The 24,467-nt window shown below is 73.2% G+C and carries 19 protein-coding genes and 2 pseudogenes; 6 read left to right on the forward strand and 15 right to left on the reverse strand.

Annotation, left to right across the window (positions count from 1 at the left end; genetic code table 11):
- Window positions 1–5 precede the first annotated feature (5 nt).
- From ACFW6P_RS01975 to ACFW6P_RS01990, 4 genes are all read right to left on the reverse strand, one after another.
- Window positions 6–1,505 carry a glycine hydroxymethyltransferase gene (locus ACFW6P_RS01975; protein ID WP_386422713.1) on the reverse strand — a complete coding sequence of 500 codons (1,500 nt, stop codon included), beginning with the start codon at window positions 1,503–1,505 and terminating at the stop codon, window positions 6–8.
- Between the two features lie 216 nt (window positions 1,506–1,721).
- Window positions 1,722–2,903, reverse strand: coding sequence for a glutathionylspermidine synthase family protein (locus ACFW6P_RS01980; RefSeq protein WP_386422714.1), 1,182 nt, complete (start codon window positions 2,901–2,903; stop codon window positions 1,722–1,724).
- 14 nt (window positions 2,904–2,917) lie between these two features.
- Window positions 2,918–3,265, reverse strand: a complete 348-nt coding sequence (locus ACFW6P_RS01985) for a hypothetical protein (RefSeq protein WP_386422716.1) — start codon at window positions 3,263–3,265, stop codon at window positions 2,918–2,920.
- Between the two features lie 600 nt (window positions 3,266–3,865).
- Window positions 3,866–5,254, reverse strand: coding sequence for a PLP-dependent aminotransferase family protein (locus ACFW6P_RS01990; protein ID WP_386422718.1), 1,389 nt, complete (start codon window positions 5,252–5,254; stop codon window positions 3,866–3,868).
- A 46-nt stretch (window positions 5,255–5,300) separates the two neighbouring features.
- Here ACFW6P_RS01990 and ACFW6P_RS01995 point away from each other — a divergent pair, with 46 nt between their 5' ends.
- The 3 genes and pseudogenes from ACFW6P_RS01995 to ACFW6P_RS02005 all read left to right on the forward strand — a co-directional run.
- Window positions 5,301–5,840 (forward strand): carboxymuconolactone decarboxylase family protein, encoded by a 540-nt coding sequence (locus tag ACFW6P_RS01995; RefSeq protein ID WP_386422720.1) that lies wholly within the window; start codon window positions 5,301–5,303, stop codon window positions 5,838–5,840.
- Window positions 5,837–6,283 (forward strand): carboxymuconolactone decarboxylase family protein, encoded by a 447-nt coding sequence (locus ACFW6P_RS02000; RefSeq protein WP_386351511.1) that lies wholly within the window; start codon window positions 5,837–5,839, stop codon window positions 6,281–6,283. The genes ACFW6P_RS01995 and ACFW6P_RS02000 overlap by 4 nt, the downstream gene beginning before the upstream one ends.
- Window positions 6,280–6,920, forward strand: a pseudogene (locus ACFW6P_RS02005) (isocitrate lyase/phosphoenolpyruvate mutase family protein); the annotation flags it as partial. The gene ACFW6P_RS02000 and the pseudogene ACFW6P_RS02005, both read left to right, overlap by 4 nt.
- A gap of 74 nt (window positions 6,921–6,994) precedes the next feature.
- Here ACFW6P_RS02005 and ACFW6P_RS02010 read toward each other — a convergent pair.
- From ACFW6P_RS02010 to ACFW6P_RS02050, 9 genes are all read right to left on the reverse strand, one after another.
- Entirely contained in the window at window positions 6,995–7,951 is a 957-nt protein-coding gene (locus tag ACFW6P_RS02010; RefSeq protein ID WP_386351514.1) for an ABC transporter substrate-binding protein, read from the reverse strand.
- 1 nt (window position 7,952) lies between these two features.
- Window positions 7,953–9,941, reverse strand: a complete 1,989-nt coding sequence (locus ACFW6P_RS02015) for an ABC transporter permease (protein WP_386351517.1) — start codon at window positions 9,939–9,941, stop codon at window positions 7,953–7,955.
- A complete protein-coding gene (locus ACFW6P_RS02020) occupies window positions 9,941–11,014 on the reverse strand; it encodes a glycine betaine/L-proline ABC transporter ATP-binding protein (protein WP_386422721.1) in 1,074 nt (357 codons plus the stop codon). The genes ACFW6P_RS02015 and ACFW6P_RS02020 overlap by 1 nt, the downstream gene beginning before the upstream one ends.
- A gap of 32 nt (window positions 11,015–11,046) precedes the next feature.
- Window positions 11,047–12,579: a GMC family oxidoreductase gene (locus ACFW6P_RS02025; protein ID WP_386422723.1), complete on the reverse strand. Its 1,533-nt coding sequence runs from the start codon at window positions 12,577–12,579 to the stop codon at window positions 11,047–11,049.
- 115 nt (window positions 12,580–12,694) lie between these two features.
- Window positions 12,695–14,215, reverse strand: coding sequence for an aldehyde dehydrogenase family protein (locus ACFW6P_RS02030; protein WP_386351525.1), 1,521 nt, complete (start codon window positions 14,213–14,215; stop codon window positions 12,695–12,697).
- Window positions 14,216–14,647: 432 nt separating this feature from the next.
- Window positions 14,648–15,637: a malate dehydrogenase gene (locus ACFW6P_RS02035; protein WP_386351528.1), complete on the reverse strand. Its 990-nt coding sequence runs from the start codon at window positions 15,635–15,637 to the stop codon at window positions 14,648–14,650.
- Between the two features lie 320 nt (window positions 15,638–15,957).
- The gene (locus tag ACFW6P_RS02040) at window positions 15,958–17,439 is read right to left on the reverse strand and encodes a DUF2690 domain-containing protein (RefSeq protein ID WP_386422724.1); all 1,482 of its coding nucleotides are present in this window, start codon (window positions 17,437–17,439) and stop codon (window positions 15,958–15,960) included.
- A 362-nt stretch (window positions 17,440–17,801) separates the two neighbouring features.
- Window positions 17,802–18,470: a DUF3017 domain-containing protein gene (locus ACFW6P_RS02045; RefSeq protein ID WP_386351533.1), complete on the reverse strand. Its 669-nt coding sequence runs from the start codon at window positions 18,468–18,470 to the stop codon at window positions 17,802–17,804.
- Window positions 18,460–19,314, reverse strand: a complete 855-nt coding sequence (locus ACFW6P_RS02050; protein ID WP_386351536.1) for a bifunctional methylenetetrahydrofolate dehydrogenase/methenyltetrahydrofolate cyclohydrolase — start codon at window positions 19,312–19,314, stop codon at window positions 18,460–18,462. The genes ACFW6P_RS02045 and ACFW6P_RS02050 overlap by 11 nt, the downstream gene beginning before the upstream one ends.
- Before the next feature lie 278 nt (window positions 19,315–19,592).
- Here ACFW6P_RS02050 and ACFW6P_RS02055 point away from each other — a divergent pair, with 278 nt between their 5' ends.
- Both ACFW6P_RS02055 and ACFW6P_RS02060 read left to right on the forward strand, forming a co-directional pair.
- Entirely contained in the window at window positions 19,593–20,171 is a 579-nt protein-coding gene (locus ACFW6P_RS02055) for a hypothetical protein (protein WP_386351539.1), read from the forward strand.
- A gap of 466 nt (window positions 20,172–20,637) precedes the next feature.
- A pseudogene (locus ACFW6P_RS02060) lies at window positions 20,638–20,880 on the forward strand (hypothetical protein); the annotation flags it as partial.
- Between the two features lie 247 nt (window positions 20,881–21,127).
- Here ACFW6P_RS02060 and purH read toward each other — a convergent pair.
- Together purH and purN are read right to left on the reverse strand one after the other, a co-directional pair.
- The gene (gene purH, locus ACFW6P_RS02065) at window positions 21,128–22,693 is read right to left on the reverse strand and encodes a bifunctional phosphoribosylaminoimidazolecarboxamide formyltransferase/IMP cyclohydrolase (RefSeq protein WP_386351542.1); all 1,566 of its coding nucleotides are present in this window, start codon (window positions 22,691–22,693) and stop codon (window positions 21,128–21,130) included.
- Window positions 22,690–23,328, reverse strand: a complete 639-nt coding sequence (gene purN / locus ACFW6P_RS02070; RefSeq protein ID WP_386351545.1) for a phosphoribosylglycinamide formyltransferase — start codon at window positions 23,326–23,328, stop codon at window positions 22,690–22,692. Before purN ends, purH begins: the two co-directional genes overlap by 4 nt.
- Before the next feature lie 306 nt (window positions 23,329–23,634).
- Here purN and ACFW6P_RS02075 point away from each other — a divergent pair, with 306 nt between their 5' ends.
- On the forward strand, window positions 23,635–24,417 hold the full coding sequence (locus tag ACFW6P_RS02075) for a hypothetical protein (RefSeq protein ID WP_386422726.1): 783 nt from the start codon (window positions 23,635–23,637) through the stop codon (window positions 24,415–24,417).
- Window positions 24,418–24,467: the final 50 nt, after the last annotated feature.

Genomic DNA, 24,467 nt, shown 5'->3' on the forward strand with positions numbered 1-24,467 from the left:
ACGCGTCAGCCGAGGTCGATCTCCGGGTACAGGGGGAAGCCGGAGACCAGGTCCGTGGCCCTGCGGCCGATCTCGTCGGCGATCTTCGGGTCCAGCACGTGCTGGGCCTTGGAGGGGGCGCCCGACTTGGTGGTGCCCGGCTCGGAGGCGGTCAGGACGCGGTCGATCAGGCCCGCCACCTCGTCCATCTCCGCCGTGCCCAGGCCGCGCGTGGTGAGCGCGGGCGTGCCGATGCGGATGCCCGACGTGTACCAGGCGCCGTTCGGGTCGGCGGGGATCGCGTTGCGGTTGGTGACGATGCCCGACTCCAGCAGGGCGGCCTCGGCCTGGCGGCCGGTGAGGCCGTAGGAGGAGGCGACGTCGATCAGGTTCAGGTGGTTGTCCGTACCGCCCGTCACCAGCGTCGCGCCGCGGCGCGTCAGGCCCTCGGCGAGGGCGCGGGAGTTGTCGACGATGCGCTGCGCGTAGTCGCGGAAGGACTCCTGGCGGGCCTCCGCGAGGGCCACGGCCTTGGCGGCCATGACGTGCGGGAGCGGGCCGCCGAGGACCATCGGGCAGCCGCGGTCGACCTGGTCCTTCAGCGAGTCGTCGCACAGGACCATGCCGCCGCGGGGGCCGCGCAGCGACTTGTGGGTGGTCGTCGTGACGATCTGGGCGTGCGGGACCGGGTCGAAGTCGCCGGTCAGCACCTTGCCCGCGACCAGGCCGGCGAAGTGCGCCATGTCGACCATGAGCGTGGCGCCGACCTCGTCGGCGATCTCGCGCATGATCCGGAAGTTCACCAGACGGGGGTAGGCCGAGTAGCCCGCGACGAGGATCAGCGGCTTGAACTCGCGGGCCTGCGCGCGCAGGGCCTCGTAGTCGATGAGGCCGGTGGCCGGGTCCGTGCCGTAGGAGCGCTGCTCGAACATCTTGCCGGAGATGTTCGGGCGGAAGCCGTGGGTGAGGTGGCCGCCCGCGTCCAGGGACATGCCGAGCATGCGCTGGTTGCCGAAGGCCTGTCGCAGCTCGGCCCAGTCGGCCTCGGTCAGGTCGTTGATCTGGCGGACGCCGGTCTTCTCCAGGAAGGGCACCTCGACGCGGGCGCCGAGGACGGCCCAGAAGGCGACCAGGTTGGCGTCGATGCCGGAGTGCGGCTGGACGTAGGCGTGGCGGGCGCCGAACAGCTCCCTGGCGTGCTCCGCGGCGAGCGACTCGACGGTGTCGACGTTGCGGCAGCCTGCGTAGAAGCGGCGGCCGACGGTGCCCTCGGCGTACTTGTCGCTGAACCAGTTCCCCATCGCCAGGAGCGTGGCGGGGGAGGCGTAGTTCTCCGAGGCGATCAGCTTGAGCATCTCGCGCTGGTCGGCGACCTCCCGGCCGATGGCGTCCGCCACGCGGGGCTCCACGGCGCGGATGACGTCGAGGGCGGCGCGGTAGGCGGTGGATGCGGTGGAAAGGGGCTCGGCTGGCATGGTGGACCTCCGGACGGTGCGTTCGGCGTTCACGGTACGGCCCAGGCGCACGGCACGGTTCCGGTACCCGGGGTTCGTCCGGGTCCGGGGGCCGCTTCCCGATGGTCGGTCCCATCCCAGCACGCCAGTCACGGCCCGTGGATCAGAGTACCGGGCGAGGGGCGGGGCGGCGTCTGCCGGGTTCTCGCCGGTGCCGGGAGCGGGGCGCGTCGTGGCTCGTCGCGCCGTTCCCCTCGCTCCTGACGGAGCGCGCCCTCCCGGGCCCGCTCACAGGATCACGTGCGGCAGGAACCTCGCGTACTCGTCCGTGATCAGGCCCGACGACTCGCGGATGCCCAGGCCCGCCGACTGGTCCTCCACCACCCAGGCGCCCAGGACCACGCGGTGGCCGTCGAAGTCGGGGAGCGGGGCCAGTTGCTGGTAGCAGCAGGGTTCGTCGCGCGGGGCGGGGTCGGAGCCCGGCTCGTGGATCGTGACGCCCGCGCCCTCGCGGCCCAGGAGGGGCTTGGCCACCCAACCGGTGGCGGTGAGGTCCCGGGGGCCGTCCAGGTACGCCGGCAGCAGGTTCGGGTGGTCCGGGTAGAGCTCCCAGAGGATCGCCAGGAGCGCCTTGTTGCTGAGGAGCATCTTCCAGGCCGGCTCGATCCAGAGGGTGGAGCCGGTGCCGCCGCCGTTGTCGAGGGTGTCCAGGACGTGGTCGGCGAAGCGGTCGGTGGTGAGCCACTCCCAGGGGTAGAGCTTGAAGACGCTGCGGATGAAGCGCAGGCGCTGGTCGACGAAGCGGCGGGAGAGGCGGTCCCAGCCGATCTCCTCCATGGAGATCCACTCGGTCGGCAGGCCCGCCTGTTCGGCCGTCTCCTTCAGGTAGGCGACGGTCATGAGGTCCTCGCCGAGCTCGTCGGCCGAGGAGTAGGCGAAGTAGAGGGGGCTGCCGGGCGGGAGCAGCGGCGCCTGCTTCTTCCACGCGTCGATGAGGCGCTCGTGCAGGGAGTTCCACTGGTCGGCGCCGGGGAAGCGCTCCTCCATCCAGAACCACTGGGGGGAGGCGGCCTCGACCAGGGACGTGGGGGTGTCGGCGTTGTACTCCAGGAGCTTGGCCGGTCCCGTGCCGTCGTGGCGCAGGTCGAAGCGGCCGTAGACGGAGGGGAGTTCGGCGCGGCGGTGCCAGGCCTCGGCGACCGCCCGGGCCACACGTGGGTCGGTGATGCCGAGGTCGGCGAAGCGGTTCTCGGTGACGATGTGGTCCGCCGCCGCCAGGCACATGCGGTGCAGTTCCTCGACGACCTCTTCGAGGGCCTCGATCTCCGCGAGGGTGAAGACGTAGTAGGCGCTCTCGTCCCAGTAGGGGCGCAGGGAGTCGTCGGGGTACCGGGTCAGGGGGTAGATCAGGCCCTGCTCCTCGACGGTCTGCTGCCAGCCCTGGCGGGGTGCGGTGGTACGGCGTTCCATCGCTGCGCGTCCGCTCAGCCGCCGCCGCTGCCGCCCGAGCAGCCGAAGCCGCCCCGGTCGACGGCCTCGCTGCGGCTGAAGGTGCCGTCCACGGCCCAGCCGCCGCTGACGTCGGCGTCGTAGTACCAGTCGGCGTTCGCGGTCCCGGCCCTGCCGGTCTTCCTGCCGCCCGTGCCGGTGGAGACGCTGGGCGAGCAGTTCGTGTCGGCCACGATCTTGTAGCCGTTGATGTAGTCGTAGCTGCCCCGGTCCACACAGCGGCGGTCCGGGTCGGAACCGCACGCGGACAGGGTCGCCGCCAGGACTCCCATGCCGCCCAGCACGACCGTGCTCGAGCGCAGCCGCCGTCGGGTTTCCGCCATCTCCGTGTCTCCCCCGGTTGGTTCGTACGTGTACTGCCGAGCGGACAGCCTAGAGAGCGGGAGGCCCGCGCGCACAGGGGCCCCCGGCGCGAACCCTTCCTCCCTCGCTGTTTTGAGGTCTTTGGCGTGGCATGTGCCCTTGGTGCGGCTCCCTTCGGCCTGCGCGCATGAGCGCGGGGCGAGCGTTCCCGCAGGGAATCGGAAGCCTCGGTTCGTGGATATCGCGCAGGTGAGCGCCTGGCCCGGGGCGTGCACTCCGGCGCCCTCGGCTCGTTCGGATGCGGCGGCGGCGCGGACCTCGGCCTCGCGCTGCGGACCGCCGCGTTCGCCGACGGCCGGATGCACCCGGGCGCGGGCGCCATGATCGGGCTGGGCTCCGCCCCGCGGACGCGGTACGAGGCGATCCTGCGCGAGACGGAGGTACCGTTGCGCGCCCCGCACCGGTCGGGGCCCGGGGGACGCGCCGCCAGGGCCCACCGGAGCGGAGAAGCGGGGCGGCCGAGGAGGAGTCCCGGCGATGACCGGACCGCGGGTGGTGTCCGGTCGGCTCGGGCCGTAGCGGCGGAGGTCGGGGCGGAGGTCGTCGGAGGTCCGAGCGGATCAGCCCGGCAGGGCCGCGCACAGGGCGTTCAGTGCTCCCGCCCAGGCGTGGTCCGGTGGGGTGCCGTAGCCGACGACCAGGGCGTCGAGCGGTTCGGCGAGCGCGTCGGTGTGGCGGTAGCGGGTGAGGCCGTGGACGGCGAGGTCCTGCCAGTGGGCGGCCTGGACCACCGTGCGCTCGGTGCCGGGCGGCAGCCGCAGCAGGACGTGCAGTCCGGCCGCGATGCCGGTGACGCGGGCCTCGGGGGCCCGGGCCGTGACGGCGGCGACCAGGGCGTCCCGGCGCCGCCGGTAGCGCAGGCGGGTCGCGCGGACGTGGCGGTCGTAGGCCCCGGACGTGAGGAACTCGGCGAGGGTCAGCTGGTCCAGCGCCCCGCAGGTGTCGACGCCGCCCTTCGCGTCGGCGACCCGCGCGGCGAGGCCGGGCGGCAGCACCATCCAGGCCAGCCGCAGCCCGGGCGCGAGGGACTTGCTCGCGGTGCCGAGGTACACCACGCGGTCCGGGTCCAGGCCCTGGAGGGCGCCCACGGGCTGCCGGTCGTAGCGGAACTCGCCGTCGTAGTCGTCCTCCAGGACCAGCCCGCCGGTGCGGCGCGCCCAGTCCACGACGGCCGCCCGCCGGTCGCGGTGCAGGGGAACGCCCATGGGGAACTGGTGGGCGGGGGTGAGCAGGACCGCGTCGGCACCGGCCCGCTCCCCCGGGTCCGTGCCCCGCCGGTCGAACGGCAGCGGCACGGTGTCCAGGCCGGCGGCGTCCAGGAGCGCGCGGTGCACGTCGAGGCCGTACGACTCGACCGCGACCGTCCGCGCCCCGCCGGACCGCAGGACCGTGCCGAGCAGCCGCAGACCGTGGGCGAACCCGGCGCAGACGACGATCCGTTCGGGGTCCGCGCGTACGCCCCGGGCCCGGGAGAGGTAGCCGGCGAGGGCGGATCTGAGCTCCGGGCGGCCGCGGGGGTCGCCGTAGTCCAGGGCGTGGTACGGGGCGGTGGCGAGGGCGCGGCGGGCGGCCCTGAGCCACTCGGCGCGGGGGAAGGAGGCGAGGTCGGGACTGCCCGGGCGCAGGTCGTAGGCCGGTCGGCTGCGGGCCCGGGGGCGGGGTGCGGTGCCGGAAGGGGGGACGACCGTTCTGCCAGCGACCCGGGTTCCGGAGCCCTGCCGGGCGGTGAGCCAGCCCTCGGCGACCAGGTCGGCGTAGGCGTCGGCGACGGTGTTGCGGGCGATGCCCAGGTCGGCCGCGAGCGCGCGGGAGGAGGGCAGCCGGGTGCCGGGGGCCAGCCGGCCGGAGCGCACCGCGTCGCGCAGGGCGTTCGTGAGGCCCCGGCGCAGGCCCGGTCCGGCCGGTTCCACGTGCAGGTCGATGCCCAGAGTGGCCCACGGTTCCGCCATGGAAATGGACCATACTCCTGGGCTGCTTCCTTCCTAGGGTCGGGGCATGACCACGCACACCGAAGAGACGACCACCGTGGAGTACGCCCCCGAACAGCCCGCCCGCCTGGAGTGGGCCAGGCACGCGCCCGAGGTCTACAAGGCGATGGTCCGCCTGGAGACCGCCGCCCGTAAGGGCATCGACCCGAAGCTGTACGAGCTGGTGAAGATCCGCGCGTCCCAGATCAACCACTGCGCGTTCTGCATCGACATGCACACCAAGGACGCCCTCGCCGCGGGCGAGAGCGTCGAGCGGATCGTGCAGCTCAGCGCCTGGGCCGAGTCGCGGCACTTCTACACCGCCAAGGAGATCGCCGCGCTGGAGCTGACGGAGGCGGTGACGCTCCTGACCGGGGGCACCCCCCAGGCTTCCGGCTCTGGGGGAGGGTTCGTGCCGGACGAGGTCTACGACCACGCGGCGAAGCACTTCGAGGAGGCCGAGCTGGCGCAGGTCATCGCCGCGATCACGGTGATCAACGCCTGGAACCGGTTCGCGGTGACCTGCCGCATGGCTCCCGGCCACTACGAGCCGGGGCAGTACGCGTGACGACCCGGACCCGGCTGCTGGACCCGGCGGTCGGCCGTGCCCTGTCGGCCCTCAGCGCCACCGCGAAGAAGGGCCTCGGCGACCCGGCCCTCGCCGAACTCGTCGTCCTGCGCGCCTCGCAGCTCAACCGCTGCGCGTTCTGCCTCGACATGCACCTGGCGATCGCGCGCCGTTCCGGGGTGAGCGAGCGGCAGCTGGACCTGCTGGCCACGTGGGAGGAGACCGAGGACCTCTTCGACGAGCGCGAGCGGGCCGCGCTGGCGCTGACGGAGGCGGTGACCGTGCTGACCGACGGCTTCGTGCCGGACGCGGTGTACGAGCGGGCCGCGCGGTACTTCGACGAGGCCCGGCTCGCCCATCTGATCGGGTTGGTCGTCGCCGTCAACAACTGGAACCGGGTGATGGTGAGCCGCCGGATTCCGCCGGGAGGTCACACGCCGTGAACCAGACCGACGCGTTCCGCGCCCTGCACCGGCACCGGCTGCCCGCTGACCCGCTCGCACCGCCCGGTCCGTGGGACGCGGCCGGCGCCCGGGTGTTCGCCGAGGCCGGCTTCCCGGCGCTCGCCACCCCCAGCGCCGGGATCGCCGCCTCGCCCGGCTACGAGGACGGGCACACCCCGGCCGACGAGATGTACGCGGCGGACCCCCGGATCGTCCGGTCCGTCGACGTGCCGGTGTCGGCGGACGTCGGGGGCGGGTACGGGCTCGCGCCGAAGGAGCTGCTGGAGCGGCTGCTGGAGACGGGGGCGGTGGGCTGCAACCTGGAGGACTCCGAACGCGGGTGCTCAAGGACCCGCACGCGCACGCGGACCGGCTGGCCGAGGTGCGCCAGGCGGCGGGCGAGCGGCTGTTGCTCAACGCCCGCGTGGACACCTTCGTCCGCGGCATGACCGATCCCTCGCGGGCCGTCGAGCGGGCGGCGCTGTACGTCGCGGCGGGCGCCGTGTACCCCATCGGGGCCCCGCCGCAGGTGCTGCCGCTGCTGCGCGCCGGGATCCAGGGCCCGGCCCACGTCGGGGCCCGGACCGACGGTGGCCCCTCGCCCGCCGGACTCGGCGCGCGAGGGGCCACCCGGATCACCTTCGGGCCGGGCCTCCGGCAGCGGGCCGCGCGGGCCCTGCGGGAGATCGCCGCCCGGCTGGGCAGCGGGCGTCAGGGCAGCCACTTCTTCCACGTGGACTTGTGGCCGTCCACCCACTTCTTCGCCGCCTCCTCGGGGGTCATCTTCTGGTCGGCGATCATCAGGGAGACCTCGTTCTGGTCCTCGGTCGTCCACTTGAACTTCTTCAGGAAGGCCGCCGCCTGCCCGCCCTGCTCGGCGAAGTCCGCGTTGAGGTACTTCTGCAGCGGGGTGTGCGGGTAGGCGCAGGCGACCTTCTCCGGGTCGGCGTCGCAGCCCTCCTCGTACGGGGGCAGCTTCACCTCGGTCATGGGGACCTTCTCGAAGAGCCACTGCGGTGAGTACCAGTAGGTGAGGAAGGGCTTCTTCTCCCTGGCGAACTGGCGGATCTGGGTGATCTGCGCCGCCTCGGAGCCCGCGAACACCACCTGGTAGTCCAGCTTCAGGTTCTTCACCAGTGCCTTGTCGTTGGTGACGTAGGACGGCGAACCGTCCATCAGCTGGCCCTTGCTGCCGCTCTCCGGGGTCCGGAAGAGACCGGCGTACTTGTTGAGGTTCTTCCAGTTCGTGATGTCGGGGTGCTTCTCGGCGAGGTACGTGGGGACGTACCAGCCGATGTGGCCGGTGACGCCGAGGTCGCCGCCGGGGGCGATCGTCTTCTTGTCCTCGACGTACCGCTGCTCCTGCTCGGGGTGGCCCCAGTCCTCCAGGATCGCGTCCACGCGGCCCTGGCTGAGGGCGTCCCAGGCGGGCACCTCGTCGACCTGGACGGTGTCGACGCGGTAGCCCAGCTCGTGCTCCAGCAGGTACTCGGCGACGGCCACGTTGGCCTGCGCCCCCACCCAGGACTGCACGGACAGGGTCACGGTCCTCGCGCCCTGGGCGTTGGCGAAGGGCGAGGCCTGCTGGGTCATGTCGGCGGCACCGCAGCCGGTGAGCAGGGCGAGGGAACCGACGGCGGCGGCCACGGCCGCGGGACGGATACGCATCTCAGGCTCCCTTCTTCGCGCGGCGTTCGGTGGGCTGGGTCACCCGGTCGAGCATCAGGCCGAGGCAGACGATCGCCGCGCCGGCCACCAGACCGGTCGCCAGGTCGCCCTGGGCGAGGCCGAAGACGACGTCGTAGCCGAGCGCGCCGCCGCCGACCAGGCCGCCGATGACGACGACGGCGAGGACCAGCACGAGGCCCTGGTTGACGGCGAGCAGCAGCGCCCGGCGGGCCAGCGGGAGCTGCACCTGCCGCAGCTGCTGCCAGCTGGTCGCGCCGAGCGAGCCGGAGGCCTCCAGCGCGGCCGGGTCGACCTGGCGCAGGCCCTGCGTGGTGATGCGGACGACCGCGGGCAGCGCGTACACGATCGCGGCCGCGACGGCCGGGGCGCGGCCGACGCCGAACAGGGCGACGACCGGGATCAGGTACACGAACTGCGGCATCGTCTGGAAGACGTCGAGGACCGGACGCAGTGCCCGTTCCAGGCGGTCGCTGCGGGCCGCGGCGATCCCGACGGCGAAGCCGACGACGAGGGTGACGGCGACGGCCGCGAGGACCTGGGAGAGGGTGTCCAGGGACGGCTTCCACACGCCGAGGACGCCGATCGCGGCCATGGCGAGGACGGCGGTGAGCGCGGTGCGCCAGGTGCCGATGACCAGGGCCAGGGCGGCGACGATCAGCAGCACCGCCCACCAGGGCAGCGCCTGCAGGCCGTCGCGCATCGGGTCGAGGACCCAGGTGGTGAGGTGGCCGGCCCAGTCGGCGGTGCCGCCGATGACCGGGACGCCCGAGTACAGGTGCGCGGTCATCCAGTCGACGGCGCGGTTGACGGGCTCGGCGATGCCGACGACCCAGGCGTCGGGCCAGTCCAGCCGGCCCGCGAGCCGCCCGGCGACGGCCACGGCGACGACACCGGCGAGGACGTGGAGCCGGCCCAGGCCGCCGCGCTGCTCCGGTTCCGCCCCGAGCCTCCCCCAAGCCCTCGGCTTCGTTCGAGCAGGGCGGGACCCCGCTCCCGCGGCGCCCGTGACACGGTCCAGGACGACGGCCAGCAGCACGATGGGGATGCCCGCCGCGAGCGCGGCACCCACGTCGACGGAGGCGAGGGCCTGGTAGACGCGGTCACCGAGACCGCCCCCGCCGATGACGGCCGCGATCACGGCCATGGACAGGGCCATCATGATCGCCTGATTGACGCCGAGGAGGAGTTCCGTGCGCGCCAGCGGGAGGCGCGCGGTCAGCAGCCGCTGGCGCCGGGTGGCGCCGAGCGACTCGACGGCCTCCAGCACCTCCTCGTCGGCGCCGCGCAGGCCGAGAGCGGTCAGGCGGGCCATGGGCGGGGCGGCGTAGATCACGGTGGCCAGGACGGCCGCCGGGACGCCGATGCCGAAGACCAGCACGACCGGCAGCAGATAGGCGAAGGCGGGCAGCACCTGCATGGTGTCCAGGACGGGGCGCAGCACGCGGTCCATCCGGTCGGACAGCCCGGCGGCGAGCCCGAGCAGCAGGCCGACGACGATCGAGGCGAGCACCGCGACGACCATCAGGGCGAGGGTCTGCATGGTCGGCACCCACATGCCGAGCAGCCCGCAGGCCAGGAAGGCGGCGGCCGTGCCCAGCGCCAGCCTCACCCCGGCCACGCGCCAGGCGACGAGCGCGCCGAGGGCCGTGACGCCCGCCCAGCCGACGGCGAGGAACGTGAGGTAGACGGCCCGTACGGCGATGACGACCACATTGCTGACGTGGCCGAAGAAGTACAGGAACAGCGGGTGGCTGTCGCGGTTGTCGATGATCCAGTCGCTGGTCTCGGCGAGCTGGTCGGAGAAGTCGACGGTCAGCGCGCTCGGCCAGGTGCCGCTGGCCCAGCGTCCCGCCGCCGGCGGAACGAGGATCGCGGCGGCCACGGCGAGCAGCAGCAGCTTGCGGACGGCCGGGCGCCCGAGGATGCCCGGCAGGCCGACGCGGGGGGCGGACGCGGTGACCGTGGCCATCACACCGCCTCCTTGGGCAGCGCGGTGCCCGGCGGGGCGGGGTGCTCCGTGCCCGCGACGACGCCGAGCAGCGTGTCGGAGTCGACGACGCCCACGCACCGGCCCCGGTCCACGACGCGGGCCGGTGCGCCGGCCCGGGCGACCGCCTCGATCGCCTCGGAGACCGTCGCGTCGGGGGGGACCGCGGGACCGCTGCCGTCCTGGTCCACCGACGGGGGGCGCATGGCCGTGCGGACCGTCATGACCTGCTCGCGCGGGACGTCCCGGACGAACTCACGGACGTAGTCGTCGGCGGGCGAGCCCACGATCTCCTCGGGCGTGCCGAGCTGCACGACCCGGCCGTCGCGCATCAGCGCGATGCGGTCGCCCAGCTTGAGGGCTTCCTGGAGGTCGTGGGTGATGAAGACCATGGTGCGGCCCTCGTCGCGGTGCAGCCGGACCACCTCGTCCTGCATCTCGCGCCGGATCAGCGGGTCGAGCGCGCTGAACGGCTCGTCGAAGAGCAGGACCTCGGGGTCGACGGCGAGGGCGCGGGCCAGGCCCACGCGCTGGCGCTGGCCGCCGGAGAGCTGGCCGGGGCGGCGGTGCTCCATGCCCTCCAGGCCGACCTTGACGACGACCTCGGCGGCCCGCTCGCGGCGCTCGGCCTTGCCCATGCCCTGGATCTCCAGGCCGTAGGCGACGTTGTCGAGGACCGTGCGGTGCGGCAGCAGGCCGAAGTGCTGGAAGACCATGGCGGCGCGGTGGCGGCGCAGTGCGCGCAGCCGGGCGCGGTCCATGGCGCGGACGTCCTCGCCGTCGATGGCGATGGTGCCGGCCGTCGGCTCGACCAGCCGGGTCAGACAGCGCACCAGCGTGGACTTGCCGGAGCCGGACAGGCCCATGACGACGAAGACCTCGCCCTTGCGCACGTCGAAGCCGACGTCGCGGACGGCGGCCGTGCAGCCGGTGCGCGAGCGCAGCTCGGCGGCGTCGAGGGCGGTGAGTTCGGGGTCGCCGGGAACGCGGTCGGCCTTGGGGCCGAACACCTTCCACAGGCCCTCCACCGAGAAGACGGGTGTGGTGTCGTCCATGGTCTGCTCCGTGGGGGGTTCGAGGGTCGCGGTCACTTTGCACCGCCACCGATCAGCTCGGCGGCCTTCTCCCCGACCATGAGCACGCCGATCATCGGGTTCACGGTGGTCATGGTGGGGAAGACGGAGGCGTCGGCGACGCGGATGCCCTCCAGGCCGCGGACGCGCAGCTCGGGGTCGACGACGGCGAGCCGGTCGTCGTCGGCGCCCATCCTGCAGGTGCCGGCCGGGTGGTAGACGGTGTGCGCGACCCTGCGGGCGTACTCGCTCAGCTCCTCGTCACCCGTGACGTCCGGGCCGGGGGCCACCTCGCGCTTGAGCCAGCCGGCGAGCGGCTCGGTCTTCGCGATCTCGCGGGCGATCCTGATGCCGTCGACGAGGGTGCGGCCGTCGTAGTCGTCCTCGTCGGTGAAGTAACGGAAGTCCAGGGCCGGCTTGACCTCGGGGTCGGCGCTGGTCAGGTACAGCCGGCCGCGGCTCTTCGGCTTGGGGATGTTCGGGGTCATCGAGACGCCGAACTCCGGCCGCCGGTAGCCCAGTCGCTCCGGGTTGTCCGTGAAGGGGATCTGGTAGAAGTGGAACATCAGGTCGGGGTGGGGCAGTTCGGGGTCGCGCCGCACGAACAGGCCCGCGTCGGAGTCCATCGCGGAGTTCTCCGGGATGGGGCCGTTCGTCTCCCAGACGATGACCGACTCGGGGTGGTCGAGCAGGTTCTCGCCGACGCCGGGCAGGTCGTGCGCGACGGGGATGCCGAGCTTCTCCAGGTCGGCCCCGGGGCCGATGCCGGAGTGCATGAGCAGCCGGGGCGAGTCGACGGCGCCGGCGCACAGCAGGACCTCGCCGCGGGCCTTGACGAGGATCTCCTCGCCGTTCTTGGTGCGTACGTGCACGCCTTCGGCGCGGTTGCCGTCGAGCTCCAGCCGGTACGCCCAGGTCTCCAGCATGAGCGTCAGGTTGGGGCGTTCGTCCATCACCGGGTGCAGGTACGCCACCGACGCCGAGGACCGCTTGTTGTTCTCGGGGTGGTAGGCCAGGTCGAAGAAGCCGACGCCCTCGGTGAACGGCTTCTCGTTGAAGCCCTCCACGCGCGGCACGCCGAGTGCCTCCTGGGCGGCGTCGACGAAGTCCCGTGCGATGGCGTTCCGGTCCTGCTCGTCCACGGGGACGATGTTGTTGAGCAGCCGGGCGAAGTACGCCTCCATCTGCACCGCGCCCCAGCCCTTGGCGCCGGCCGCCTCCCACTCGTCCCAGTCGGCGGGCAGCGGCTTGAAGGCGATGAGGGTGTTGTGCGAGGAGCAGCCGCCCAGCACCCGGGCGCGGCTGTGGCGGATGTGCGAGTTCCCGCGCGGCTGCTCGGTGGTGGGGTAGTCGTAGTCGAGCTCGCCGCCGAGCAGGCCCATCCAGCGGCGCAGGGTCAGTACGTCGTCGCGGCCGACGTCGCTGGGGCCGCCCTCGATGACGGCGACCGAGACGTCGGGGTTCTCGGTCAGTCGCGCGGCAATCACGGAACCTGCCGTTCCGCCGCCTATGACGACATAGTCGTACTCATGGCTGGTGTGGGACATGGCGTGCTTGCTCCTGGGGGGTGAAGAGACGGGCTCGAAGCGTGCGGAGGGGGCGTCCCCGGGGTGGGAGGGGAGGTCACCCCGGGGCGTGAGAGGTCGTGCGGGCCGGGCGGGTTCAGCCCGCGAACCAGCGCACCGGCTTGGGTGCGAGGTTCTGGTAGACGTGCTTGGTCTCGCGGTACTCGGCGAGCCCGGCCGGGCCGAGTTCGCGGCCCACCCCGCTCTTGCCGAAACCGCCCCACTCCGCCTGCGGGAGGTAGGGGTGGAAGTCGTTGATCCAGATGGTGCCGTGGCGCAGCCGGCCGGCGACGCGGCGGGCGCGGCCCGGGTCGGAGGTCCAGACGCCGCCCGCGAGGCCGTACTCGGTGTCGTTGGCGAGGGCGACGGCCTCGTCCTCGGTGCGGAAGGTCTCGACGGTGACGACCGGTCCGAAGACCTCCTCCCGCACGACGCGCATCTCGCGGTGGCAGTGGTCGAGGACCGTCGGCTCGTAGAAGTAGCCGTTCTCGGGGCGCTGCGGGGACGGCTCGGGGCGCTTGCCGCCGGAGCGCGGCACCGCGCCCTCCTTGAGGGCGGACTCGACGTAGCCCTCGACCTTGGCGCGCTGCTGCTCGGAGACGAGCGGGCCGCACTCGACGCCCTCCTCGGTGCCGCGGCCCAGGCGTATCTTCTGGGCGCGCCGGGCGAGTTCGGCGACGAAGCGGTCCCGGACCGACTCCTCGACGATGAGGCGGGCGCCGGCCGAGCAGACCTGGCCGCTGTGGATGAAGGCGGCGTTGAGGGCCTGGTCGACGGCGGTGTCGAAGCCCTCCTCGGTGGCGCAGGCGTCGGCGAAGACGACGTTGGGGTTCTTGCCGCCGAGTTCGAGGGCGACCTTCTTGACGGTGGGCGCGGCGGCCTGGGCGACCTTGGTGCCGCTGACCAGGCCGCCGGTGAAGGAGATGAGGTCGACGTCGGGGTGCTCGGCCAGCCGCGCGCCGACGGTGTGGCCGGGCCCGGTGACGATGTTGGCGACCCCTTCGGGCAAGCCCGCCTCGACGAGCAGCTCGATGAGCGCGATGGTCGTCATCGGCGTGATCTCGCTCGGCTTGACGACGAAGGTGTTGCCGGCGGCGAGGGCGGGGGCGATCTTCCAGCTGGCCTGCAGGAGCGGGTAGTTCCAGGGCGTGATCATCGCGCAGACGCCGACGGGCTCGTGCACGACGACGCTGTGGATGTCGGGCGAGCCCGCGTCGACGACCCGGCCGGGGGCCTCCCCTGCGACCAGGTCGGCGAAGTAGCGGAAGGCGTCGGCGACGCAGTCGACGTCGACGCGCCCCTCCTCGACGGTCTTGCCCGCGTCGCGCGCCTCCAGCCGGCCGAGCTCCTCGCGGTCCCGCACGAGCAGGTCGGCCACGCGCCGCAGCAGCGCGGCGCGCTCGGTGACAGGCGTGTGCGGCCACGGGCCCTCGTCGAAGGCGCTGCGGGCGGCGGCCACCGCGAGGTCGGTGTCCTTCTCGTCGCCCTCCGCGACCACGGCGAAGGGCAGGGCGTCAGCGGGGTCGAGGATCTCGCGCGTGGCGCCGGAAACGGCAGCCCGCCATTCTCCTGCCGCGTGGATGGTTTGAGTCGCCTGAAGCTCGGTACTTGCCGCCATGATCGATGTTCGCCTTCCGTCTTGATCAGCGTCTCTGTGTCACACGGGTGCCGCCACGAGACCGGGTTCGCCTGCCCGGAGTCCCCGGATGCATGCGCCTGCGTGGCTGAAAGTGCGCCGTGTCACTGAAGATGCGGGCAAGCATGGGCAAATCACCCAGGACCTGAAGACGCCCCGTAACCAAGTGGGGGGCTTCCGGAAGTCGTTGGCGGTGCCGCGGGCAGCGCTCGCGTCGGGCGCCTCCCGCCCGACGCGCCGGCGCCCGACCACCCGGGCGGGTGGCCGGGCGCTGACGGGGGCCGTCCAAAGGCGCTTCGAGGCGCCGCGGGGGTGCCGTCCGGGGCGCCGGGAAACGCGAAGGCCCCGCGCCGGAGCGACCGACCGGTGCGGGGCCTGCTCGCCGGCGCGGAGGGACTCCGGCCGGGAGGGGTGTCAGATGAGGCCGAGGCCGCGGACCGCCTCGCGCTCCTCCTCGAGCTCCTTGACGGAGGCGTCGATCCGGGCGCGGGAGAACTCGTTGATCTCCAGGCCCTGGACGATCTCGTACGTGCCGTCCTTGCAGGTCACCGGGAAGGAGGAGATCAGGCCCTCCGGGACGCCGTAGGAGCCGTCCGACGGGATGCCCATGGAGACCCAGTCGCCCTCGGCGGTGCCGTTGACCCACGAGTGGACGTGGTCGATGGCGGCGTTGGCGGCGGAGGCGGCCGACGAGGCGCCGCGGGCCTCGATGATGGCGGCACCGCGCTTGGCGACGGTCGGGATGAAGTCCTCGGCCAGCCACTTCTCGTCGTTGACGACCTCGGCGGCGTTCTTGCCGGCGACCGTGGCGTGGAAGATGTCCGGGTACTGGGTGGCGGAGTGGTTGCCCCAGATCGTCAGCTTGCGGATCTCGGAGACCGGGGTGCCGGTCTTCTTCGACAGCTGCGTCAGGGCGCGGTTGTGGTCCAGGCGGGTCATCGCCGTGAACCGCTCGGCGGGTACGTCCGGCGCGGCGGCCTGGGCGATCAGCGCGTTGGTGTTGGCCGGGTTGCCGACGACCAGGACGCGGACGTCGTCGGCGGCGTGGGCGTTGATGGCCTGGCCCTGCGGCTTGAAGATGCCGCCGTTGGCCTCCAGCAGGTCGCCGCGCTCCATGCCCTTGGTGCGGGGGCGGGCGCCGACGAGCAGACCGACGTTGGCGCCGTCGAAGGCGACGTTCGGGTCGTCCGTGATGTCGATGCCCTGCAGGAGCGGGAACGCGCAGTCGTCCAGCTCCATGGCCGTGCCCTCGGCCGCCTTCAGGGCGGGCGTGATCTCCAGCAGGCGCAGCTTCACGGGCACGTCCGCGCCGAGCAGCTGACCGGAGGCGATGCGGAAGAGCAGGGCGTAACCGATCTGGCCGGCCGCGCCGGTGACGGTGACGTTCACGGGAGTGCGGGTCATGGCGTTCTCCGTAGGACAGCTGGCGGGAGGGGCGGGGTCCCTGCCCCGGACGTTTGATCGATCTCTCGGCGTCAAGAGATCGACCAGCGGTCAGGCTATCGCGCATCCGGGATCCGGGGCGGCCGGGTCGGTGTGGCCCGGCCCACAACCCGCCCGGCGCCGTACCGGACGCACGCACGGGAGGCGGCCGCCCGTCCGGGAGAGAGGGACGAGGACGGCCGCCTGAGGGATACCGACGATGCCGGACTCCCGTGGGGGTACGGTTCGCCTGCCCGCGTTTCCGGCCGGGATTCCTCCTCACTTCGCGCAGCGCCGCCCGGCTACTCGGTGCAGCCCCGGCCTCCGGCCGCGAGCGTCGCGCATGCCTTGGCGTCGGCGGCGCTCTTCACGGCCACCATCGGGGTGTAGGCGATGGCGTCGCCGGCCTCGGTGATGCTTCCGGCCTGCTTCACCTTGCCCGAGCTGATCTGGACTTCGTCGCCCTGCGCAGCCTGGGTGATACGGCCCCAGGCGGCCTTGCAGGTCTCGCTGTAGCGGACCTCGACCGTGGTCGCGCCGACGGTCGCCGTCCGCGCGGTGGTCACCAGGTCACCGCTGCATCCCATGGCCTCGGCGTCCTTGCCGGTGCAGCCGTCGCCGCTGCACTTCACGCCGGGCGGCAGGTCGGCCTTCTTGCTGGCCGTGGGCTTGGGGGACGCGGTGCCGCCACCGGCCTCGTCGCCAGCACCGCCGCCGGTGAGGTGGAAGGCGCCGGCCATGACCACGAGCACGCCCACGACGGCCGCGGCGAACGTCACGGTCCGCCGCTTGGCGGCGGCGGAACCTCCGGACCCGCCCGGGCCGCGGGAACCGCCCGGAGTGGAGGAGCCGCCCGCACCGCGCGAGGGGACGGGGACGGCGTCCTGCGGCTGGCCGTACGGGCTCCCGGCACCCGGGGTCCGGGAGTTGTGCGGCGTCCCGGCCTCCGGGGTCCGGCAGTTGTGCGGCGTCCCGGCCTCCGGGGTCCGGGAGCCGTGCGGGGTCCCGGCCTCCGGGGTCCGGGAGTTGTGCGGCGTCCCGGCCTCCGGGGTCCGGGAGCCGTGCGGGGTCCCGGCACCCGGGGTCCGGGAGTTGTGCGGGGTCCCGGCGTCCGGGGTCCGGGACGGTCCCGCGGGGGTGCCGGAGCCCGCGCCGGGCCGGGATCCGGTGCCCGCCGGCGACGGGCCTTTGTAGCCGGCGAGCCGCCACGAGTTGACCTCGCCGCCTCCGCCCTCGCGGACGCCGCCGCCCGAGGAGTCCTGGACCTCGGGAGCCGTGGGCTGCGCCGGCACCGCCGGGGAGACGCCGGCCGGACCCGTGGCGCCGGGCGTGACCGTGGCGCTGCCGCTGCGGCGGGCCCCCCGGCCCCCACCGGCGGAGTCCGCCGAGCCGCCCCCCGCGGACGACGTCCTGCCGTCGGCCGGGGCGCCGAAGTCCTGCCCGCCGAACTCCCCGAGCGCGGCGCGGGCCTGGGAGATCCGGATGGCCTCCATCGTCATGTCGTGGCGCATCTCCGAGCGGCTCCAGGCGCGCTCGGCGAGCTCCCACATGGTGGTCACGTGCAGCGGGTTGGTGCCGGTGACCTCGGCCAGGGCCACGATCGCGCCCTTGGGCGCGAGCAGCCGGCCGTTCAGGTAACGCTCCCACGAGGTCTTGCTGTAACCCGTGCGGTCCGCCACCGACGCGATGCTGAGCCCGCTGCGGTCGACGAGCCTGCGCAACTGGCTCGTGAACTCCCTGATCTGCGGATCGAGCTCGTCCGGCAAGGCCTTCCAACGAGGCATTGCGTCCCCCTCTTCCCCCCGGTAGTGCTGATGTTTCCCGCGCTGTTCCGCCCCGCGCGCGGCGGCCTCGGCCGATCCCCGTTGTGGCTACCCACAGGGATGCGCGCCCTGAGGATCTCAGTTCCCTGACGGGGGGCACAGAAGTGGGGAGCCCGCGCGCGACCGGCCCTGGATCGTCCCGATTGTCCACGCCGGACCCGGGTTTGCACCACTTCGTGCGGAATCGGTCGCCGGACGTACCGGAACCGTCACTTCCGTGCCACAGCGTACTGACAGCCGTTGATCAGGCCGTTCGCCGTGCAGGAGGGTGGAACACGGCGGCGGCCCGTCCTTCCTCGGGGGAGAGGACGGGCCGCCGTACGTCACTCGCTGGTGACCGTGAAGTGCAGGGTGTCCTTCAGGAACGGGATCTGCAGCAGCGGTTTCGGCTGCGCCATCAGCGCCAGCAGGACGATCGCACTGCCCATCACGCCGTAGGTGACCAGGTCCGTGAAACGGGAGCGGACCGCGAGCATGCCGACGTCCGGCAGCAGCCAGCGCAGCACCCCGCCGCCGAGCAGGGCGATGCCGATCAGCAGGGTTCCAGCCCGGAACTGGTCGAACGCGGTCACCAGAAGTCCGATTCCGACCAGCCCGAGTACGGAGAGCACCGGCCACTGCCGGGCCGGCGCGGGCGCGTCCCCGGGCGCCGCGCGGCCACCGCCCTCGGGCCGCGCGGTGTCCTTGGTGAACAGGGGGAACCGCCGGGTGACCCGCCGGGGCCGCCCCTGGCCGTCGGGCGCGCTGACGGCGTCCCGGACGGTCAGGTCGTCCTCGCCCTCCCGGGACGCACCCGGCCCGTCCTGCGCGGGCGGGTCGTCCTGCGCGGGCGGCTCGCTCGGGGCGGCCTGGTCACTCGGAGCGGCCTGGTCACTCGGGGCCTTTGGCTCGCTCGGGGCGGCCTGGTCACGCTCCTCGGCCGGTGCGCCGCTGCGGCCGTCCCCGGCCTCCTCGACGCCGCCCGCGCTCCGCGCCTTCCGCTCAGCCGACACTGCGCTCCGCCGCCTCGACCACGTTGACGAGCAGCTGGGCGCGGGTCATCGGGCCGACCCCGCCGGGGTTCGGGGAGATCCAGCCGGCGACCTCGGCCACGTCGGGGTGGACGTCGCCCACGATCTTGCCCTCGGCACTGCGCGAGACACCGACGTCGAGGACGGCGGCACCCGGCTTGACGTCCTCGGCGCGGATCAGATGGGCGGAGCCGGCGGCCGCCACGATGATGTCCGCGCGCTTCAGGTGCGCCGACAGGTCGCGGGTGCCGGTGTGGCACTGCGTCACGGTCGCGTTCTCGCTGCGGCGCGTCAGCAGCAGCGGCATCGGGCGGCCGATGGTCACACCGCGCCCGACGACCACGACCTCGGCGCCCTTGATCTCCACGCCGTGGCGGCGCAGCAGGGTCAGCACGCCGTTGGGCGTGCAGGGCAGCGGGGCCGGCTCGTTCAGGACCAGGCGGCCGAGATTCATCGGGTGCAGCCCGTCGGCGTCCTTGTCCGGGTCCATCAGTTCGAGGATGCGGTTCTCGTCGATGCCCCTGGGCAGCGGGAGTTGGACGATGTAGCCGGTGCAGGCCGGGTCCTCGTTCAGTTCGCGCACGACCGCCTCGATCTCCTCCTGCGTGGCGGTGGCGGGCAGCTCGCGCTGGATGGAGGCGATGCCGACCTGCGCGCAGTCGCGGTGCTTGCCGGCGACGTACTTCTGGCTGCCGGGGTCCTCCCCGACGAGGATCGTGCCGAGGCCGGGCGTGACGCCCTTCTCCTTCAGCGCCGCCACGCGGGCGGTCAGATCGGACTTGATCGCGGCTGCGGTGGCCTTGCCATCGAGAATCTGGGCGGTCATGACCCCATCCTCGCGGATGACCGGCCCGCTGTTCCAATCCGGTCGCAATACGGGCACCGGGGGTCCCCTCCCGCCGCATGCGCCGATGATCAGCGATGTTGCACTTGCACAACACATCGGGAATGCGGCTGGACAAGCCCGTCACCGGTGAAGAACGATGACCTGGCACGTGCCGCGGGCAGCTCAACGGGGGGGCGGTCGCAATCTGAAGAACTTTCCTCCGGTGCGGATGCCACGCGTCGTCCCCGCACCCGGAACACCACGGAGGAAAGTCCGCCATGAGCTTCGGCGACCCGAACAACCCCTACGGCCAGCCCCAGGGGCAGCCGCAGCAGCAGGGCTACGGCCACCCGCAGCAGCAGGGACAGGCGCCCGGCTACGGCTACCCGCAGGCCCCTCCGGTCTCCCCCTACGGCGGCGGCCCCGCCGCCCCGGCCACGATGCCCGGCTCGGTGAGCGCGGCCCGCGTGATGATGTGGGTCATCGTCGGCCTCCAGCTCATCGGCGTGGCCATCTTCGCCTTCTCCGCCATCGCGCTCAACGCCGCGAAGGACGACGAGTCCCTCAAGGACAACACCGCCTTCCAGGACCTGGTCGGTGACTCGACCGGTGTGATCTGGGGCTACGTGGTCTTCGGCGTGGCGTGGATGATCTTCGCGGCCGTCCTGGCGACGAAGTTCAGCAGCGGCGGCAACGGCGTCCGCGTCACCGTCCTGGTCTTCGCCATCATCACGGCGGTCCTCGGCATCTACCCGTTCGTCATCGTGGGCCTGGTGCACACGATCCTGGCCATCCTGGTCGCGGTGTTCGTCGGGAACGCGGCCGGCAAGGCCTGGTTCAACCGCCCCCGTTACTGAACGAGCCGGGCGACCGGAGCAGTTCACGCCCCTTCACATCCAAGGGCCGTGTCTCACCCTTTCGAGGGGGACACGGCCCTGGTGCGTCGCCCTACCCTGACGGTGGTAGCTGGTCAGGCACGGGGAGAGCACCTTGTACGGCATCGTCGTGACACCTCCGCCCACCACGGAGGACCACCGCAACCGCGCCCGGACCACCCGAGCGCCCCGCGCACGCCGCGCGGCGGGCCGGAGCGCGACCGACCACCCCGGCACCGGCCACCACGATTCCGGCCGCCCCGACACCGGTCGTCCCGACAACGTTGCCCACCGCCGCACCCCGGTCCAGAGGAACGGTCCGGCCCTCCCTCCGGGCGGAGGTCGGTCCGTCCAGCCGGGCGGGATACAGGGTCAGGGCGAGCTGGGCGGGGGCAGGGCCGCCGAGCCGGGGTGGATCCAGGGGAAGTGCGGGCCGGGCGCAGGCAGGGCCGCCGAGCTGAAGGGCACCCACGCCTACACGCCGGCCTTCTCCACGCCCGACTACACCCCGCCAGGCCTGCTGTGGGGCGAGATCGGTGAACGGGGCCGCCGGATCCGCATGTTCCGCATCCTGGCCGACCCGGCCATCGGCGACGTGCTGCGCGCCGCGGCGGAAGCGGCCCTGGAGGAGGGCACCCCCGAGGCACTGCGGCACTTCCTCGAGGTGGGCCGGTACGAGGTGGACCGCTGACCGTCGCCGGAGCCGCCGGTCCCTGCCGGGAACGGGACGGGAAGCCGGCCGCGTTTCCCCCGACGGCACCGGAGGTACGTCGGAGCGCCGTGGGACCGCGCGGCCGACGAGGTGGGGCACGGCGGGTGGGCGGTGCCGCGCGGACGGGTGACGCCCCGCTCCCCGCACGGTGCGGGGAGCGGGGCGTCGCCGACGCGGGGCGCGTGAGACCGCCGATCCGGCGGGGCACCGCCCGGGTGAGGAGCCGTCAGTGGAAGAAGTGGCGCGTCCCCGTGAAGTACATCGTCACGCCGGCCTTGCGCGCGGCCTCGACGACCAGTTCGTCGCGGACCGAACCGCCGGGCTGGACCACGGCCTTCACGCCGGCCCCGGTGAGGATCTCCAGGCCGTCCGGGAAGGGGAAGAACGCGTCGGACGCGGCGTAGGAGCCGGCCGCGCGCTCGGCACCGGCCCGCTCGACGGCCAGCTTCGCGGAGTCCACGCGGTTGACCTGGCCCATGCCGACGCCCACCGAGGCACCGTCCTTGGCGAGCAGGATCGCGTTGGACTTCACCGCGCGGCAGGCCTTCCAGGCGAAGGCGAGCTCGGCGAGTTCCGACGGGCCGAGGGCCTCCCCGGTGGCCAGCGTCCACGCGGCCGGGTCGTCGCCGCCGGCCTGGAGGCGGTCGGTGACCTGGAGCAGCGCGCCGCCGTCGATCGGCTTGACCTCGACGGGGGCGGAGGGGCCCTCGGGGCAGCGCAGCACGCGGATGTTCTTCTTCCGGGTGAGGGCCTCCAGCGCGCCGTCCTCGTAGTCGGGCGCGACGATGACCTCGGTGAAGATCTCGGCGACCTGCTCCGCCATCTCCTTGCTGACCGGGCGGTTGACCGCGATCACGCCGCCGAACGCCGACAGCGGGTCGCAGGCGTGCGCCTTGCGGTGCGCCTCGGCGACGTCCGCGCCGATCGCGATGCCGCAGGGATTGGCGTGCTTGATGATCGCGACGCAGGGCTCGGCGTGGTCGTAGGCGGCACGGCGGGCGGCGTCCGTGTCCGTGTAGTTGTTGTACGACATCTCCTTGCCGTGCAGCTGCTCGGCCTCGGCCAGCCCGCCACCGTCGCCGTCGACGTACAGCGCGGCCGGCTGGTGCGGGTTCTCGCCGTAGCGCAGGGTGTGCTCGCGCTGCCAGGTGGCGCCGAGGAAGTCGGGGAACTCCGACTCGTCGACCGGCGCGTAGGAGGAGGCGAACCAGGAGGCGACGGCGACGTCGTAGGCGGCCGTGTGCTGGAAGGCCTCGGCGGCGAGGCGCTTGCGGGCGGCGAGGTCGAAGCCGCCGTCCTGGACGGCCTTGAGCACGTCGTCGTACCGGGCCGGGCTGGTGACGACCGCGACCGACGGGTGGTTCTTGGCGGCGGCCCGGACCATCGACGGCCCGCCGATGTCGATCTGCTCCACGCACGCGTCGGGCGAGGCGCCCGAGGCGACGGTCTCGCGGAACGGGTACAGGTTGACGACGACGAGGTCGAACGGCTCGACGCCCAGCTCGGCGAGCTGCCTGCGGTGGTCCTCCAGGCGCAGGTCGGCGAGGATGCCGGCGTGCACGCGCGGGTGCAGGGTCTTGACGCGGCCGTCGAGGCACTCGGGGAAGCCGGTCAGTTCCTCGACCTTGGTGACGGGGACGCCGGCAGCGGCGATCTTCGCGGCGGTGGAGCCGGTGGAGACGAGCTCGACCCCGGCCTCGTGGAGCCCGCGCGCGAGGTCCTCGAGCCCGGTCTTGTCGTAGACGCTGACGAGCGCCCGGCGAAGGGGCCGCTTGTTGCTCTCGGCGGTCACTGGATAACTACCTTTCGTCCCTCAATGCGATGGCCGTTGCGGGCGAGGCGCCCCACGACCTCGACGAGCAGCCTTCGCTCGACTTCCTTGATGCGCTCGTGCAGAGCGCCTTCGTCGTCCTCGTCCCGGACCTCCACCACGCCCTGCGCGATGATCGGCCCGGTGTCGACGCCGTCGTCGACGAAGTGGACGGTGCAGCCGGTGACCTTGGCGCCGTACGCGAGCGCGTCCCGCACGCCGTGGGCCCCCGGAAAACTGGGCAGCAGGGCGGGGTGGGTGTTGACGAACCGCCCGCCGAACCGCGCGAGGAACTCCTTGCCGACGATCTTCATGAACCCGGCGGAGACGACGAGGTCGGGCCGGTACGCCGCGACGGCCTCGGCGAGCGCGGCGTCCCACTCCTCACGGCCGCCGAAGTCCTTGACCCTGCACACGAAGGTAGGCAGCCCGGCGCGCTCGGCGCGGGCCAGCCCCTCGATGCCCGCGCGGTCCGCCCCGACGGCCACGATCTCGGCCCCGTAGGCCTGCGCACCGGTCGCGGCGATCTCGTCGAGGAGCGCCTGCAGGTTGGTGCCGGATCCGGAGACCAGCACGACGAGGCGCTTGGCGCGCGGGGCCACGGGCTTGGCGGCCACGGTGGTGGGCCTTTCTCGGGGGAGCGTCTGTCCAGGCGGCCGGCGCTTGCCCTTGGTGCATTCGTACGAACGCTTCGCACCCCCGGATACGGGGAAGCCTACGAACCGGCCGACCGTCAGCAACGATACCGGCACACCGGACGGCCCCCCGGGGACGGGGGCGCGGCCGGAAGGTAGCGTCTGGGCGGAGCCGGGCCGGGAACGCCGTTCGGCCGTGGTGCGTTCAGAAGGTGACGGACCCGGGGCCCGACTCCGTCCCGTCCTGTCCACCCCGCCCCTACTCACCCACGGGAAGACGCTCACTTGATGCCGGACCGCAGCCTGCGCCTCCTCACGTTCCCCCAGCCGCCGGTGCAGGGAGGGGAGCGCGGCGCCGTGCTGCTGCGGGAGCGCCCCAGCTCACCGCCCGACGCCCCGTCCGGTGGCGACGGCCGGGACGGGCGGGGGCGCGGCTCCCAGGAGGACAACCCCTTCGCCCCGCCGCCCGAGGGCACCCCGGACCGGCCCTGGCAGCCGCGGCGCCCGTCAGGTGACGGCGAGCAGGGCGACGGGGAGCGTGACCGCGCTCCGTGGGGCAGCCGGTGGAGCGACCGGCAGCCCGGCCGCTCCCCCGACGGCTTCGGGGAACGCCCGCGCGGCGGCCCCGAGGGCCAGGGCGGCGGCCCGCAGAGCGGCGGCCCGAAGCTGCGCTGGGACCCGACGGACCCGGCCCAGCGCCGCGCGCGCTACGCCCTGCTCTCGGGCATGTGGGCCTTCTTCTTCGCCCTCTTCAGCTGGCCGTACGTGGCGCTGCTGCTGGGCGCGCTGGCCCTCTACTGGGCCATCAGCTCCCTGCGCGCCAAGCCCCGCGGGTCCGACCCCGACGCCCCGGCGCCGGCGCAGCAGGGCCGGCCCCAGACGACGGCCGCGGTGAGCGGTCTGGTCACGGCGTCCCTGGCGATCGCCCTGGTCGCCGCGTCCTTCACGGCCCAGCTGATCTACCGGGACTACTACACCTGCACGAACGACGCCCTCACGAACGAGGCGAAGCAGTCCTGCTCCAGGCTGCTGCCCCAGGAGCTGCGCGGCGTGCTGGACAACAACGGCTGACGGACGGCTGATCAACGGCTGGCAACGGCTGAGGAGCTTACGCCGTCGCG

The organism is Streptomyces sp. NPDC058741, from assembly GCF_042746715.1.
Classification (GTDB): domain Bacteria; phylum Actinomycetota; class Actinomycetes; order Streptomycetales; family Streptomycetaceae; genus Streptomyces.